This window comes from Flavonifractor sp. An52, assembly GCF_002159385.1.
Lineage (GTDB): Bacteria > Bacillota > Clostridia > Oscillospirales > Oscillospiraceae > Flavonifractor > Flavonifractor avicola.
The window spans coordinates 19,856-36,320 of sequence record NZ_NFIB01000018.1 but is presented as its reverse complement, the minus strand read 5'-3'; the positions used below and the strand labels follow the sequence as shown (position 1 = coordinate 36,320).

General features: G+C 58.8%; 11 protein-coding genes. 2 read left to right on the top strand and 9 right to left on the bottom strand.

Annotated features, from left to right (window positions below; translation table 11 throughout):
- Positions 1-24: 24 nt before the first annotated feature.
- Positions 25-297 (bottom strand): hypothetical protein, encoded by a 273-nt coding sequence (locus tag B5G06_RS08520; RefSeq protein ID WP_087188655.1) that lies wholly within the window; start codon positions 295-297, stop codon positions 25-27.
- A gap of 140 nt (positions 298-437) precedes the next feature.
- On the opposite strand from B5G06_RS08520, the gene B5G06_RS08515 reads away from it, so the two are divergent.
- Together B5G06_RS08515 and B5G06_RS08510 are read left to right on the top strand one after the other, a co-directional pair.
- Positions 438-1,049, top strand: a complete 612-nt coding sequence (locus tag B5G06_RS08515; protein ID WP_242955416.1) for a single-stranded DNA-binding protein — start codon at positions 438-440, stop codon at positions 1,047-1,049.
- Positions 1,050-1,126: 77 nt separating this feature from the next.
- Positions 1,127-1,807, top strand: coding sequence for a TIGR00266 family protein (locus tag B5G06_RS08510; RefSeq protein ID WP_087188653.1), 681 nt, complete (start codon positions 1,127-1,129; stop codon positions 1,805-1,807).
- A 608-nt stretch (positions 1,808-2,415) separates the two neighbouring features.
- On the opposite strand, the gene B5G06_RS08505 is transcribed toward B5G06_RS08510, so the two are convergent.
- From B5G06_RS08505 to B5G06_RS08460, 8 genes are all read right to left on the bottom strand, one after another.
- Positions 2,416-3,783: a zinc ribbon domain-containing protein gene (locus B5G06_RS08505; RefSeq protein WP_242955415.1), complete on the bottom strand. Its 1,368-nt coding sequence runs from the start codon at positions 3,781-3,783 to the stop codon at positions 2,416-2,418.
- A 49-nt stretch (positions 3,784-3,832) separates the two neighbouring features.
- A complete protein-coding gene (locus tag B5G06_RS08500) occupies positions 3,833-4,186 on the bottom strand; it encodes a leucine-rich repeat domain-containing protein (RefSeq protein WP_158094681.1) in 354 nt (117 codons plus the stop codon).
- A 537-nt stretch (positions 4,187-4,723) separates the two neighbouring features.
- Positions 4,724-8,500 (bottom strand): UvrD-helicase domain-containing protein, encoded by a 3,777-nt coding sequence (locus B5G06_RS08485; RefSeq protein WP_087188648.1) that lies wholly within the window; start codon positions 8,498-8,500, stop codon positions 4,724-4,726.
- A complete protein-coding gene (locus B5G06_RS08480; protein WP_087188647.1) occupies positions 8,497-11,142 on the bottom strand; it encodes a PD-(D/E)XK nuclease family protein in 2,646 nt (881 codons plus the stop codon). The genes B5G06_RS08485 and B5G06_RS08480 overlap by 4 nt, the downstream gene beginning before the upstream one ends.
- Positions 11,143-11,163: 21 nt before the next feature.
- The gene (dgt, locus tag B5G06_RS08475; RefSeq protein ID WP_087188646.1) at positions 11,164-12,606 is read right to left on the bottom strand and encodes a dGTP triphosphohydrolase; all 1,443 of its coding nucleotides are present in this window, start codon (positions 12,604-12,606) and stop codon (positions 11,164-11,166) included.
- A gap of 154 nt (positions 12,607-12,760) precedes the next feature.
- Entirely contained in the window at positions 12,761-13,537 is a 777-nt protein-coding gene (locus tag B5G06_RS08470; protein ID WP_143382726.1) for a hypothetical protein, read from the bottom strand.
- A gap of 78 nt (positions 13,538-13,615) precedes the next feature.
- Positions 13,616-15,013, bottom strand: coding sequence for a hypothetical protein (locus B5G06_RS08465; protein ID WP_087188644.1), 1,398 nt, complete (start codon positions 15,011-15,013; stop codon positions 13,616-13,618).
- A gap of 28 nt (positions 15,014-15,041) precedes the next feature.
- Positions 15,042-16,463 (bottom strand): AAA family ATPase, encoded by a 1,422-nt coding sequence (locus tag B5G06_RS08460; protein ID WP_158094679.1) that lies wholly within the window; start codon positions 16,461-16,463, stop codon positions 15,042-15,044.
- Positions 16,464-16,465: the final 2 nt, after the last annotated feature.

The following is a 16,465-nucleotide window of genomic DNA, read 5'->3' as shown; positions in this document are numbered from 1 at the left end:
CATACAATGGGCTGGACCTTCTGTTTAGAATTGCGCTTTGGAAATAAACGATATCACAATAATGGCCACAGCCAGGACACGGGTGACATGGACAGCACGCTCCTTGCCGTAGCGGCGCTGGAAGGAGTGGGGCGGGACGGGGAAGATCAGCAGGAATACGCCCAGGGCAGCCCCGGTGATGCTGACCAGCAGGCTATTCTGCACCGTCTGCATATTGATCATGAGCAGCAAAAAGAAGAGGGCGAACCAGATAAAGAACACCTTGGTGAATGTCACATCTTTCAAAAACTTGTTCATGTATGCTGCACTCCTTTTCCCTATCATACTCCATAGTGGACAGAATCGTCAACCACTGTCTGTATCGGGTGGGCATAGCGGGGGACAAACCCGCATATAGATGCCACAGCTACCCAAAACAGGCAGGAGTGTGGATGGATATGCAGACAGGATGGAATGAGAATCGGGCAATGCTCCGGGGGACCGTCACGGCGGACCCGGTGTGGTCCCATGAGACCCACGGGGTCGTGTACGAGACCTTTCCCCTTACGGTGCTCCGGCTGTCCGGCTCGGAGGACACCATCAACGTCATCGCCCCCAGGGAACTGCTGGAGGAGTATCCGGTAAAGGCGGGGACGCCGGTGGAGGTGGAGGGGGAGGTGCGCTCCTTTAACAACAAAAGCGGAACCGGCAGCAAGCTGGTCATCACCCTGCACGCCAAGAGCATCAAGCCGGGGGAGGGCCCCAACGAAAACCGGCTTACCCTGGCGGGGGTGCTGTGCAAGCCGCCGGTGTTCCGGCGCACCCCTCTGGGCCGGGAGATCTGCGATCTCATGCTGGCGGTAAATCGGAAGTATGGCCGGGCGGACTATCTGCCCTGCATCTCCTGGGGGGCGCTGGCCCGCTGCTGCGGCGAGTTGGAAGTGGGGGACGGGGTGCGGCTGGAGGGCCGCCTCCAGAGCCGGGCCTACACCAAGCTGGAGAATGGCGAAAGCTGTCAGCGCACCGCCTTTGAGGTGTCGGTCATGCGGTTGGAGGGGGTGGAGACATAAAAGGGAAAGAGACTTGCATACCGGTACGGCCTATCGTATACTTTCCTTAGAGACCCATTTTATAAGGAGGCGATGGTATGCAGTATGAGATCAAGGGCGAGCCCATGCCGGTAGTGATCTGTCAGGTGGCCGCCGGTGAGTCCATGATCACCGAGCGGGGTTCCATGGTGTGGATGTCCCCCAATATGGAGATGTCTACCGGCGCAGGTGGCATTGGCAAGGCCTTTGGGCGGATGTTTTCCGGCGACTCCATCTTCCAGAATACATACACGGCGGTGGGCGGTCCGGGTATGATCGCATTTGGTTCCAGCCTGCCGGGCACCATTCGGGCCATTCCCATCGATCCTGCCCACCCGGTCATCGTGCAGAAGCGGGGCTTTCTGGCCTCGGAGCAGGGGGTGGAGTTGTCCATCCACTTCCAGAAAAAGATGAAAACCGGCTTTTTCGGCGGCGAGGGCTTTATCATGCAGAAGCTGTCCGGCTATGGCATGGCCTTTGTGGAACTGGACGGCTCGGTGGTGGAATATGAGCTGAAGCCGGGCCAGAGCATTGTGGTGGATACCGGCAACCTGGCCATGATGGACGCCACCTGCTCCATCGATGTGCAGATGATCAAGGGCGTGAAAAACGTCCTCTTTGGCGGGGAGGGCCTGTTCAATACGGTGATCACCGGCCCCGGCAAGGTGACCCTTCAGACCATGCCGGTCACCGGCCTGGCCGACGCCCTGCTCCCCTTCCTGCCCAAGGGCAGCAACTAAATAGAAAAGGGACGCTGCCTTTGGCAGCGTCTCTTTTTAGTGGTATAAGGACAGTTCCACAGGCAAGAAAAATGCCGCCCGAAAGGGCGGCATTTTTTGATTGCTCTGCAATAAAATCAGCGCTTGCTGAACTTCAAGGGCCTGGTGCTGGCTCTGCCAAACATCTGTAATTTCTTCGCTTTCCACTGGATTTTTGGATTAGATCGGCGGTTTTCTTCTGTAATGATTTCGATTTTCGTTCCACGGTACGGCGCACAAAATCAGATTTTGCGTCTTATGTGTGCCTTGCGTATCGCTGCCCAGGGCGACGCAGGGCACAATAATCCTGCATTGCTTCATTTTTCCGAAATGACTGCTCCCATGGCCGTCCACCATGCTTCTCCCACGCTGGCGTCAAACAGAATCACCAAGATGCAGGGTAGATTTAGCAGAACGAGCTTTTGCTGTGCAGGAGGTTCTGCACATATTACTTACAGAAATAGTGTTAAACAAGTAGTTGTGATAGAGGGAATAACAGCTCAGAAAGCGGTATTCCTATGAGCAATGTACAACAACGCCATGGGGGGCAGTAATCGGACTAACATCTGCTGGAGCCATATTTGCTGGTGTTACGAGTTTTCTTTTGGGGGTGTTACATTTTCCGCGTTCAGAGCCACACCGGGATTGTGTTCATTTCGCTCAAACTCCATGCGGTAGACCTTAAGCCTGTAGTCATCCTCTAAATCGGAAATCAGATGTCCATTCCACCCCATGGTGTGCGATCCGAAGCCATTGGGAGACCTGCGCCAATCGGAAGAGATCTGTTCACCCCCAATGGCATACATATCGTGACTGCCCGGCTTGAAATAAATAAAGTCATGTTTTGTATCAAAATAGCAAATGTCATAAGATTGCTTCGGAGCCATTGGATAAATGCGGTAATTCGCTAAAATAGGGCTGTCTTTTTTCAGCTTGCGTGGAACAAGGGGGAGCATATCGCCCCATTTTGTGCTTGTGGCCTCCCAGTTGCGGCGTTTCATTTCCATTTTGCGGGGGAATGTCCACATGACCTGCTTCTCAAAATCATAAATGCAAGGTTTGCCATAGTCATAACGTTGGAGGGCCTCATCTGCCAGCCATAAGAGTTCAAATTGTCCGGTCAGCAGATCGAATCGGAATTCAGCGTCATAGTTATCCGGTTTACCGTCCTCGTCTTTGCCCAAGACAAATCCGGACAGGTAGAGGAAGTTTTTATCGATCAATATACTATAATTTCCTATACTTCCGATTTTCTTTCCTTCCACCTCTGGATACTCTATCTCCCAGTCCCATCTCTCTCCGCTTTCCAGATCCGCACAGCGGATGATAAAATCCCGCTCGATCACACCAAACGGATCATCATCCACATAGCAGCGGCCTATTCCCACTGCCCAGCGTGCATTCATGGCATAATCGTACATGGAGGCGTCGGAAATATCAAACAGCGGTTGTTTGGATATGGTCTGCAGCCGGTCGTCCAGCGTATGCAGGACTGTCTGCTTGGCATCACGGTCTTTTGTCAGCACCAAAATACCATCTTTGGTTTGTGTAAGCGCGCAAGCGCGCAGATCCTTCCGGTAGATCCCGTTCATCTCTTTACCCACACGATAATATTGGCTGCCGCATTCAAATACAATCGCGCGGTCGCTGACACTGATTAGATGGGAACCATAAGGGTGCAGCCCGCGTACATCGGGATAAACGATGGTTTTGGAGGCCTCCTTTTTTGCGTTTCCGGAACCTGTATTCTTGTGCACGCCGCCCCGGGCGAGGGGGGCGGGATGAGCCGGCGGCGTTTCCTGCACAGAGGCACCGCAGGCATAGCAGAATTGATCCTCCCCATTCAGTTCTGCCCCACACTGATGACAGAACAGGGTCTTCTGTACGGGCGTACCGCATCTGCTGCAAAACTTTGCATCTTCGCGCAAATTTGCGCCACATTTATGACAAGTATCCATGTTTCTTCCTCCTGAATTTTTACTGTGAATCTTGATATTCATTTGTATCCTACAGTTTGACATGAGGGCAACCGGTAAACGCATTTTCACCGATATGGATCACGCTATCCGGTATTGTAATATGGGTAAGGTTGTCGCAATTTGTAAACGCTTCTCTTCCAATGCTGGTAACACCATATGGTATCTTGATATCCTTTAGATTCGTACAATCGGCAAATGCTTCGGCTCCTATGCCGACAAGTCCTTCCGGTAAGGTGACCCCAATCAGATTCTCACAGCAGGCAAAAACACCTTCCTCTATATGGGTCAGTTCCTGCGGCAGAGCAATGCTGGTAAGGCTGCTGCAGTTACAGAAGGCCAAAGCAGCAATGCTGCTTACATTGCTTGGCAACACAAGTTCCAACAGATTTTCCACCAGCAAAATGCTTTTGACCCAATCTCCGCAATACCGTCCGGCAGTTCTATACGTGTAAGATTTTCACAGCAGAAGAAAGTCTCTTCTTGAATATCGGTAACACCGTCGGGGATGACAATCATTGTCAGGTTGCTGCAATTAGCAAACGTTCCTGGGCCAATATGAGATATGCTGCCCGGAAGCACAATCTCAGCAAGGCTGCTGCAGTTGGCAAACGCATCGGCTCCGATGCTGGTGACACCATCCGGCAGTAAATTTGGACGAGTTTGCCGCAGTCCGAAAAGGTCATATCTTCAATGTGCGTGATATGGGAAGGAAGGACAACACACCGCAAATTGCAGCAGCTGTCAAAAGCAGCCGTTCCGATACTGGTGACACTGTCAGGAATAGAAATGCTTTCAAGCATTGTACAATTAACAAAAGCGCTTTCCTCGATTCTCGTCACATAGTCGGGGATGGTAACACTGACAAGCTGATGGCACTGAAAGAACGCATCCTCCCCGATGGCACTTACACCATCGGGGATTACAACATGGTGGTCCGTTCCCATGTGGGGATCAATTTTCCGCCCAGGGGTATGGAGCACAGCCATGCCTGGGACACCTTGCCCAGGCCCAGCCGCTCCAGCACCAGCACATAAGATTGAATTTGAGGTGTATATTCCGCACACAGGCGCTGGCTATATGCTGCTTCCGCTTCCTCCTGCCGCAGACGGTCGGTCTTGTAATCCACCACGATCCAGCCCTGGGGCGTTTGAATGGCCAGGTCGATGATGCCCTGGACGTCCAATGCCGCCTGCTGCACTCCCTGGCTGCCGTCACCCTTCCCCTTGCGGTACATCATCAGATGGCCGTAGAGGGGATCCTCCGGGTCATCCACCCGCAGGAAAAAGGGCAGTTCTGTCCACGCCCTGCCCTGTTCCAGACAGCTGCGCAGCATGCCGTCCGGATCAGCGAGAAATCCGCTGGCCGCCGCCGCCGCTGCACTCAGATACGCCACCTGCTCCTGATACGATGCCGGCACCTGCTGCCGGAACAGCTGCGCCCTCTGCAGGGCGGTCAGGGGGACGTTGGGGGAGAGGGTCTCTTCCACCGCCTGTCGGGCGAAGCGGGCGCGTGCATGCTCGTCCCATGCCTGGCAGCGTACCATCAGTTCCAGAGTGCGGTGCATCATGGTACCCCAATCAGCGCCGCAGGGGGAACCGTCTGCGCCACCGGCCGCCGCGTCGTCAGACACCCCCGCCTCATCCCGATTGGACTCTACCAGCGCCGTTTCTTCCTCCATCATACGTGCGGGGGGCGCGGGATGGTTCAGTCCGCTGGGCGTGATGGCCTGCCATGCAGGCGGCTGCAGCTGTGTTACCTGCTGCTTCTGGGCCTGATCCCATGCCGCATCCGCCAGCCGAACCGGGCTGTCCTCAACTGCCGCCGACGGGCTCAGACTCTCCAGCAGGGGCGCGGCATCGCAGTCCGCAACCTGGTCGTTCACTGTGACCAGCGGCAGCTTCAGATCAGCCCAGTAATCTTTTTCCTGTCCATCGCCGCCCTCATTCTTTTTCCCGGGGGGCACATGACCGACCAGCAGCGCCCGGGCCGGCCGGGTGGCCGCAACGTAGAGCAGCCGCAGCCGCTCCTGCTCCGCCTGCCGTTCCTGCTCCGCCAGCGCCGTCTCCCAGCTCCGGGGGCGGGCAAACAGCGTCCACCCATTGCCCTGCTCATCGTAGCACTTGCGCCGTACGGAAAAACAGAGCGTATTCCTGTACACAATGGACCCTGGTTCCTTTGCCTCCCAGGCCGTGCTGGCCAGGATCACGATATTTCCTTCCAGCCCCTTTGCCTTGTGGAGGTTCATCACGCGTACGCAGTCGCCGGTCTCCTTCAGCGTCAGCTGCCGGTCCACAGTCTTTTTTTCCGCCATTTCCACGGCCTTTTGCAGCAGCCCCTGCAAGGTCTGACAGGGGCTGCTGCGCAGCAGCTCCAGATATTGACAGACCAGGCCGTATCCCTCCACATCGGGCTGTCCGGCCGGCCAAACACCATAGCTGCCCCGGGCGAGCTCATCCAGAATAGCCATCGGAGGCAGCTTGATGGGCAGTTTCAGCGCTCGCTGCACGGTCTGCAACGCCTGCACCGTCATTTGGTGCCGGGCAGATGGGAGCGCGAACGACAGCTCTTCCAACTCCTCCGGTCTCCTCGAAAATAGCCCGGGCATGGAAAGGCCGGTCTGCTGTCCCAGGGCAAACAGTCCCGCCGGTCGAACCCCGAGGCATTGCTGCAGCACATGCATACGGGCGATATCGTTGCCCGGCTCCAGCAGCAGCCTGCACCAGATGGCCAGACGCCGGATGGGCTCCTGCATGCGAAACCTGGCCTTGCCGGTGACCTGCGCCGGAATCCCGGCCTGGCGCAGCCACCCATAGATGGAATCGGCCTCCTCACGCCGGTATGTCAGCACAAGAAAATCCTCCGGTTTCGCCTTTTTGTCCTTGACCGCCTGGCTGATGAAGGCTGCGATCTGCTGCGGACACTGCTCGGCTGAGGTGTTCCATCCATATATGCTGTCGGCATGATTCAAGGCAGGCTGCTCTGCCTCCATAGTCAGAAAATCGGCCTGCCCATCTTTTCCGTCCAGCTTGCTTCCAAACAGCTCGGTCACCTTGTGGCAGATGGCTGCCGTACTGCGGAAGTTGGTTTGCAGCTGCGCGATGGCAAAGGCCTCCGGGTGGGCTGCGCTCTCCTGCGCAAAGATGTTGCGCACTGTTTCATAGATGGACAAGTCCGCACCCCGGAACCGATAGATGGACTGCTTGGGGTCGCCCACCAGAAACAGGCTGCCCGCCTCCGGGCGGCATCGGGTCCAGTCTGCGGAAAAGGATGCTTCCGTTGCGGTCAGATAGAACAGCAGCTGCGCCTGCACCGGGTCGGTATCCTGAAACTCATCCACATAGATCACGCGGTACCGCTGATGAAAGCGCTCCCTGGCTTCCGGACAGTCCCGCAGCAGATCCCGGGCACGCAGCAGCAGATCGTCAAAGGTCAGCAGGTTGTGCTGCGCCTTGTCGGCTCTGGCCCACTGGAGGCACTGTGTCAGCAGTTCCATGAGCATGGTGTACTGGATGGGGGCGGCCGCTTCAAGAAGCGGATTTTTTGCCTTTTTCCCGCCCAGTTCCAGCACAAGCTCCAGTGCAGCGCTGACCATCTTCCATGCGGGCTGCGTCCTTGCATTGTCAAGACGCTCCTGTAGGCCGTCTATCTCCTGCTGGAGGGTCAAAAGCGATTTATCCACCCTTGCCGTGGACTTTCCGCCCCGCGCCAGTTCCACTTTTTGCTGCTTTTTTTCTTCTCTGCGCTTTTCCTTATCCCGCAGCGCCTTCCAGTCCGTCCGGTACTGTTCCCAGAGCGCCAGCAGAGCGGCGGTGTTTGCGCCATCTTTGGGCACTAGGCCAGACAGTGGATACTCTGTCCTGTCAGGCTTTCCGGTGTCCTTGAGCTGCGCGTGCTTCACACGCAGGCCGTCCTTTTGGGACAGGAGCCTGATGAGCCCGTCCACCCGGAGAAGAAAGGCCTGGGCATCGTCGGCAGTCCGGATCTCACCGATATGTAAAGCCTCCCGCAGCCAGTCGTCGCAGTAGGGCTCCAGCCCGGGGTCCCCGAAGTCCTGCTGCAGCCTGCGGCGCAGCGCTTCGCTCCGCAATACGAATACCCGTTCAGATTCCTGATAAGCCGGCGAATCCTTTTTGTCGTAGGGGATCTCCTGTTCAGGATGGCGAATGGCCACTCCAAAGGGCTTTTCCAGAATCTCGGCCTGGATGCCGCGCTGCTCCAGGGGGGCAAACAGGGCCTCGTGCGCCCGATAGGCCCGGCGGAACAGCTTCTGGTAATAGGCCGTTGTTTCATCCTCATCCAGCAGCCTGGGCTCCAGATCCAGACCGGCCTGCATTGGCATTTCCATCAGCATGGTCTGACAGAAAGAATGGATGGTGCTCAGGTGCATCTCGCCCACACCGTGATACAGCCCATCCAAGCGCCGCCGCTCGTCCGCGTCCTGACACTGGTCCCGCAGCTTGCGTAGCTGCCGGGTCACCCGGTCGCGCAGCTCATCTGTGGCTTTATTGGTGAAGGTAATGGCCACCAGGTGCTCCGGCGCACAGTGTCCCGTAGTCAGCTGGCGGACGATGCGCTGTACGATAGTATATGTCTTGCCTGCGCCCGCGCCGGCCTCCACAATCCAGTTTTTCTTAAAGCTCTCCGTGCCGCCCTCCCCGGTCAGTGCAGCACGCAGCGCCTTTTCCCTTGCGTTCATGACGATTCCCCTTCCGCGCCCTCACAAAGCAGCTTATATGGACAATACGTGCCGCATTTACTGTGGTCATTTTGTTTCCTTGGGTCCGTTGTCGGCTTCAGCGTATTGGTGCTGCTATCCCACTCATAGCAGGGATTGCACACCGGATCCCTGTCCAGCTGGCTGATCTCATGGAGCAGGGCCTCCAGACGCTTCAGGCCGTCCTCCCGCACCTGGTCCATAGACTGCATCCACTGGTTGTCCGACGTCTCCTGCAGAAAGAGATAGCCTGCCTGCTCCACCTTCGCACCTTCACCCAGCAGCGTTTCTGCCGCCAGGGTATAGAGCAGCGGCTGGAGATAGTGGTCGGGGTGCTCCCGGTACTTGCGGCTCTGTCCGGTCTTATAGTCCACAACGGCATAGCCGCCGGAGGGCAGCCGGTCAATGCGGTCGATCCGCCCCTTCAGCCGGAGCCGGTAGGTGCCGACGGGTATCACCAGCCCATCCTCACCGAAGGCACATTCGGTGGCCACTACGGTGCGGCTGTCATCAAATTGCGCGATGGCACGCCGGATATACTGCCGGGCCCGCTCGATGTCCCGCTGCATCAGCGCATCGGAGGCGGGGGGCTCGGTTTTCTTCATCTGAAGCACGCACTGCGCCAGCAGTTCCTCCGGGTCGGGAGTCTGTCCGTCCTGTCCCGGCTTGAAGTACAGCTCCAGCACATCATGCACCAGCGTACCGAAAGGGCCGGTCTCCAGCCAGCGATTCTCTCGCCGTTCCACCACATCCGGCTGGCAGATGCCAAGGACGTATTGCAGGTAAAATCGGTAGGGACATTGCAGCGCCGTCTCCAGAGAGGTGGAGGAAAAAACATACTGCTCCACCCAGGCCTTGCCATCCACAGGTTTTTCAGCCTTTGCCGCCGTCACTTCACCCCCCGCCGGCTGGGATGGGACAGACGGCGCTGCCTGCTTCTGTTGGTCTGCCGTCTGCTCCGGCAGCGGTATGGTAAAGTCAACTGCCTCTTCTGACGCCCCGCACTGCTTCAACAGCTCTTCGTAAAGGGGGGCTGCCGCCTGCTCCCGCATCTCCGCCACCACAAAAGCGGGACGCAGCAGCACCACTTCGCCCTCCCAGACTGTCAGCAGCCGCTGCAGCTGCTCCAGCGGGGATGCGCTCCGCCGTTCCGGCAGGCCCAGCTTTTTTCTCTCCTCGCAGCCCAACAGCGGCGAGGGCACCTTGTCCGGTTCCAGGCTGTACTGTCCAAGTCCCGGTATAAAGAGCACATCGCCAGATACCGCTGCACACTGCTCCAGACTGGCGCAGTACAGCATCCCGGGCGCAGGGCGGCCGCCGAGGTAACGGCTCTCTCCCACAACCTGCAGCAGCTGCTGCAGGTTGGAGACCCCGTCCTGCGGTTCCAGCTGCTCCAGGATGCTGCGCAGCTGCCAGGATGCAGCGGCGTTATCCGCCGATTTTATCTTACAGCCCTCCTGCAGCAGCTGGCTCAGGGCCTGTTTCTGCGCTTCTGACACCTCTACAGCCGGGAACAACCGGTCAAAAAATGCCTTCCACGCCCTGCGGCGCTCCTGCATCTCCGCCTTGTCATCCTCCCGCTGGCTCCAAACCAGGGCGTAACGCTCTTTTGTCCAGCCCACCTTCCATCTTCGGAGTTCCTGGGAGAGTTTTACTGGAAAAGGCACGTCCAAGCCGGTGTTGCGCAGCAGCGGGATCAGTTTTTCCACCTCATAGCCGCTCTCCCACCAGTCATGCAGCCCTTCCAGCAGGCCGTACAGCGTACTGTGGCGCAGGGGAATGCCGCCGTCTACCGCCACGGGCACCCCCAGCCGCTTTCCCTCCTGCCACAGCCGGAACCCATACTCAGGGTTGGGCACCGCCACAGCTGCCGTATCGGGCGATTTCCCCTGCCGCAGCACCTCATCCAGTATGAAGTGGACCTCATTCTCCACCCCCCGACAGCGTACAAACCGGCAACGCCCCTGCAGCTGTGCGGCAAGGGCGTTGCCGTCCAGTATCGGCATCGTCAATAGTTCTGCCCCGGATTGCTGCGTCAGCGCCTGCCACAGCTCTTTCTCCAAAGGGGTCAGGGATACCGACGACAGCATGGCATACCGCTGCGCTGGCAGGGACACTGCCTGCTGCCGGATGAGCTCCAGTGCCAGGCGGTACAGATCCGGCCGAGTCAGCAGGCGCTCTGCCTCGCATATCTGGCGGAGCCGCTTGCGGACCTCCATAAGTCCGTTCCAGAGCTGATACTGGCCCTTACGCTTCAGCTTTGCGGGAATCTGATACAGGTCCAGCTCCTCCAGCAGGCGCCAGACGGCCTTTGCGCCTCCTGCCGTATTCAGTGCGCCATGCTGCTGGGCCAGCCTGGAGCCATGCAGCAGATGTGCTACCCGCTCCTCGGTCTCCAGCCGGGACAAAAAGCGCCAGCCGTTCTCTCCGGTCATGGCGCCGCTGCACAGCTCCATGGCCAAGGTAAAGATGGAGTGGGTCTCCACCCCCACTACCGTCTGTCCCCGGCGGGCACAGCCCATCAGCAGCTGCCGCCCCATGCTGCGCGACGGGGTCAGGATAAGTCGGCGGCACAGGGGACCATCCTGCATGAATTGTTCCATCTGCGCCCAGAATAGCTCCATTGACGTTATCTCCCTTCTCCGTCACTCGATCCCGATGGCCTGACGATACAGCGTCCGCGCAAAGCTGTCGGTCATACCGCTCAGGAAATCCGTCGCCATGAGGATACGCAGATAGAGATCCATACCCTCCTCCCCGGTGCGGGTATTGTCATAGTCCGCCTGATAGTCCCGGGGCAGCTCAAAGAGGTATTTCTGATCCACGCTGCTGGGCACATATCCGGCGCTGCGGTCCTGATAGGCCTCGTCGCAATAGAGCACCGCATGCACCAGCTTGTCCAGCAGGAAGGTGACCACGGACTCCGCCGCCATCTCCAGCCGCAGAACGCCCACGGAGTCATAGGCGAACTCCGCCATGATCTGCTTGAGGATGCGGATTGTCTCGCTGTGGTTGGTCTGGTAGAACAGGTCCTCCCGGAAGGTGCCGGCCATGATCTCGTCATAGCTGGCCACAAACCGGTAGACCGCCGTATACATGAACCAGCTGCGCAGCTCCGACAGCCAGCTGCGGAACACGGCAGCGTCTCTTTCCGGGGTGGACTGCCCGCCCCGCAGCTCAAGCAGACGCCGGATCATGCGGTCGGTGTAATCCAGCGGCTGCTTTTCCTGCACATCTTCCGGCCGGTAGCAGCTCTGGTAGTACTGGATGAACACGTCCAGCGTAAACAGGCCCTTGTTCAGCGCGTCTTCCAGATCGGCCGTAGCGTAGGCAATGTCGTCGGCGGCCTCCAGCAAATAGGTCAACGGGTGGCGGCAGATTTCCCCATTCTCATTCCGCATACCCAGCGTGTCCGCGATGGTCCGGAATACCTCCGCCTCGGCGGTATAGAACCCCAGCTTGTGCTTTTTGATGTCCGGATCCCGGCGGTCAAAGGAGAGGGAGTCTGTGGGATATTTGATCAGGGTGGCCATGACCGGCATGGTCAGGTTGATATCCCGGCGGTGGCGGGCCTTGGTCACCATGCGCAGCGCCTGGGCGTTGCCCTCAAAGTGCTCCAGGTCGGCCGCCATCTGCCCGGTCAGCCAGCTGCGTAGGGGCCGCCCCTTGTATTCAATGCGGTCCAGCACCGTGCGGAACCACTCGCCGATCAGCGCTTCCCCAAAGTGACCGAAGGGTGGATTGCCCAGGTCATGCAGCAGGGCAGCACACATGAGAATAGGCGGGATCTGTTCCCGGTATTGGGCCAGCTCCTCCTTGCGGTACTGACCCTGGTCATCTGCCAGCATCATACCCAGCTGCCTGGCCACGGTGGACACCTCAATGGAGTGGGTCAGACGGGTGCGGACAAAGTCCCCTTTGTCCAGGGGAAAGACCTGTGTCTTGTCCTGCAGGCGGCGGAAAGCGGCGCCGGTTACGAGTTGTGCATAGTCCTTCTCAAAGGCGTTGATGGGGAACCGGTCAAAGACCTTCGGCAATTCCTCATCCTCTGCCAGCTTTTTGGTGGAAAGCAGCTGCTCCCAGTTCATATACGGACTCCTCCCTGATGATTTTATCGGCGGCGGCACACCGCTGTTGGCGCGTTTCATCAAAAGCACGCCCGGCGGGTTTTACCAGACCGTGTATTTCAAATGCGTATGTATCTTTGCAAAGGGGCATTGCAGGAAGGAATCCCGGCCGGGCTCACTGCCGCTCCAGCCACAGCTTGTCGAACCGGTACAGCAGCTCCGCCGTGCGCAGGGGATTTGAAAGGACATCCTGCCGCTGAATGCACCACAGGAGCAGCGCTTCCAGATCGCTCTCACAGAACCGTCTGCCCCGGCACTGCCGCAGCCGCTCTACCACCAGGGGCACGTCCACCTCACGCAGTTCCAGTTTCAGATCGGCCGCCAGATCGGTCATCACCCGGCACAGGTAGGCCGTGTCAGGCGCCATCACCCGGCACAGCTGGAACCCATAGAGAAATTGCAGATCTTCCAGCCAGATCCGGTCCACCGACTGCGAGGATACGGTGAGAAAGATCCCTGTTTTTCTCCAAGACGGGTCCCACAGCAGATCCTGCAGCTGCTGGGGCAGCTCCGGCGCCTCGGCCGGAAGGATCAGACCTGCGGCATCCCGCCAGGGTTCTGTTCCCCACTGGGCCACCGCCGGGGCAGACAGTGCCGTCAGCTCCCCAGGCGTGTATTCTCCCCGCTCCAGGCACTCCAGCGTGGCCAGGTGGACAGCAGCCTGATGGGCCGCATACCAGTCCTCTGTCAGAAGGATGACCTGCAGCCGGCCGCGCTGCTGTCCCAGCAGCCGGTCAGGCCGTACCATGGACAGATGGGGCGCAGCGGCCAGAGAGGCCCGCAGCTCTTCCGAAGTGTGGTGCAACAGCAAGGGATACCGCCCCACCGCGTCGGCAGGATAGCCCTGTACCGGTCTCCGGCGCAGAGGATAACAGCTTGATGGTTGCAGCATGGATGGGAAACCCTCCCTACTTGGAAGTATTATACTATTCAGGTCAAAAAAACACAATCCAAATCAGCCCCCAAGCGGTCACAGCTCACACAGTCCGTCCCGATGGGGCAGCAGGGTCAGCGCCAGAGGAATCAGGGCGTGGGCGTCCTGCTCCCGCAGCTCCTTCAGCAATGGTCCCAGTGGCTCGTCCTCCAGATAGCCTGCGGCAATGGCTTTTTTGAACTCTGCCGCCTGCCCATATCTGGCCAACAAACCAGCGAGCAGGCTACAGGAATCAGGCCTGCTCCCGTTCTGAATCCGCACATATCGCAGCAGATCGGGGAGCATTTTTAGAGGTGCGAACATCTCCCTGAAGTTCAATCCGGTCAGGGTGACACATACGCCGCAGGTATCGTGGAGCAGATGCAGGAGCCGCTTCCGCACTGGTGCCGGCTGGAACAGCAGTCGTTCCAGCAGAGCCGGCACCCCCAACTCTACAGGCTCACCACGCTGGCCAAAACACCGGGAAAGGATCGTAAGCTCCTCAGAGCTGTATTCAAACAGGAACAGCCACTCCATCACCTCCGTTTTCCGGCATAGTCCCGGGCAGCGGCGCAGCAGCTCCAGAAGAAAGCCCTTCCAATCCTCCTGGGATGAGAACAGCCTGCGCACATCCATCATTTTCCCAACCGCCGGCTTGGGCAAAAAATATAGATTTTCCTCCTGTTTCGATCGGGACAGCAGCAGCGGACCATACCGCTCCACGACCTTCTGGTCATACACATCTTCCCGAAACCACGCCGTCAGCTGCCTCACGGGAGCGATGCGGCACTGCGCCTGTACCCATTCCGGAAAAGACTCCCCCCTCAGCTTTCCATCATCCAGTCCCCAGCAGGAGAGCACACGACGGGCACATACACACGAGTCCCGCCCTTCTCCATAGTACAGCCCAAACAGCACGGCACAGCGCAGGGTTTCATTGTCCGGCTCCGCCACTTCCTTTTGCTCTATCAGCCAGGAAAGGGGGCCCTCAGCGCCGCTCAGCATGGCGGCGGCCAGAGGGGAAATCTCCTCCATGCGAACCCCCGTGGAGCGCAGCTCGATCCAGCTCCCCACGGAGGCCGCCGGATCCAGACCCCGCCGCCGCAGCAACGCCATGTTTTCCCGAGTGCCAGCGATGGCAGCAACGTGCATCAGCGTTCCGTAGCACACAATGGAAATGCTGTCACGTTCTCTGTCCATGTATTTCCGTTTCACGGTCAGATCGATCTCATCCTCCAGCGCTTCCAGCAGCATTCCGAACAGGCGGGGAGGTGCGGATACGGCCTGGGTCAGCAGAATCCATACGGCCCGCTCGTCTCTGGGATACTCCCCCCGCCGCAGCAGCGTATAGACCCTGTGGTATGACCGTTCCTGAATGGCCTCCAGAAGAGGATCCCCCCACATGGTATCCAACCAGATGTCCATCTCCTCCACGCCGCTCCACGTCTCCTCCATGCCCCATACCTCCTTATACCGTACCGCCTTATACCGCCTTGCGGGCGGGTGTTTTGGGCTTGCGAACGTACAGCTCCCGCCCAGCCGCCGTGAACAGCGGTGTTTCCCTCAGACTCACAATGGACTGGCAGGTCTTGTCCCGCGCGATGCTCTCCACCAGATATTCCATCTGGGGCTGCTCCGGATAGCAACGCCGGCAGAAATCAATGGTGTGTTCCAGCATAGCGCACGCCCGATCTACCAATGCCCCCCGCCGGGCCAGCGGCCCGGTCTGGTAGGCCGTGCGCAGGCCGTCGCCGCTGGGATCCTCCTCGACCTGTTCCAGGTAGGACTGCACGAACGTCCAGGTAGAAGACGGATGCTCCCCAGACAGACCGCGCAGGTAAGCCACACAGTCTCCGCTGCCTAACGCCTCCTGCAGCACCCCGTGCAGCGTTTCCAGGGCCTGCTCCTCCTCTGCTGCCTGGCGGCACATCCGTTGGATACGATCCGCCAAGAAGGCCGTCAGCGCCCAGACATCCTGCTTCTGCAGGGCCCGCAGCCGCTCCCACTGCTGGTTCAGCGGCAGCCCCTGCTCCAGTTGGCTGGCCGTTTTACGGTAAAGAGCCTGTTCCTTTTTCTTATAGTGCAGCCAGAAGCGCTTTGCGACGGCCTCATTCTGGATCACCTGTCCAATCACCGTCTCCCCCACGGCGGCCCCCTCCTGTTCATAGAAATAGAGCTGCAGCGAGAGATCTTCCCACGCCCGGGGGGTCACAATGGTAACGACACCATCCTCTGTCCCCAGCTGGTGCAGATCCTCCGAATAGCACTCCAGATAAGCAAGCACAAGTGGGTGAATACCTCGGGGCATCATGTATTCCTTCCATGCGGCCAGATCCGGCCGCAGGCGGAGCATACGCAGACGGTCAGCCGTCACCGCATCCAGCCGCTCGGCCGAGCGGTTGCTGTCCGAGGGGTTGCCGGCGACCACCAGCATCCATCCATCGGGAATGGCGTGCTGTCCCAGCGCCTTGTTCTGTAGCAGCTGCAGCATGACCGGGTGCAGGCTGGCCGCCGCCGCATTGAATTCGTCCAGAAAGAGGATGCCCTCTTTTCGCCCGGTGCGCTCCATCTCCTGCCAGATGTCGGTGATGATCTCGCTCATGGTGTAGCGGGTGGCGGTGACAGTCTCACCTCCCAGCTGTACTTCCCGCAGTTGGGGCAGTCCCAGCAGCGACTGTCTCGTATGGTGGGTGATGGAGTAGGAGACAAAACCCAGTCCCTGCTCCTCTGCCACCTGTCGCACCACCTCAGTCTTGCCCAACCCCGCCGGACCCATCAGGCAGATAGGGCGGGCCCTGCGGCGGTCCAGCCGGTAAGCGCCGCAGGCGTCCTTGGAAAAATACTGCTTTGCCGCCAGTACCAGCTGGTCCTTGGCCTGTTTTATGGTAATCGTTGTCCGACTCATGT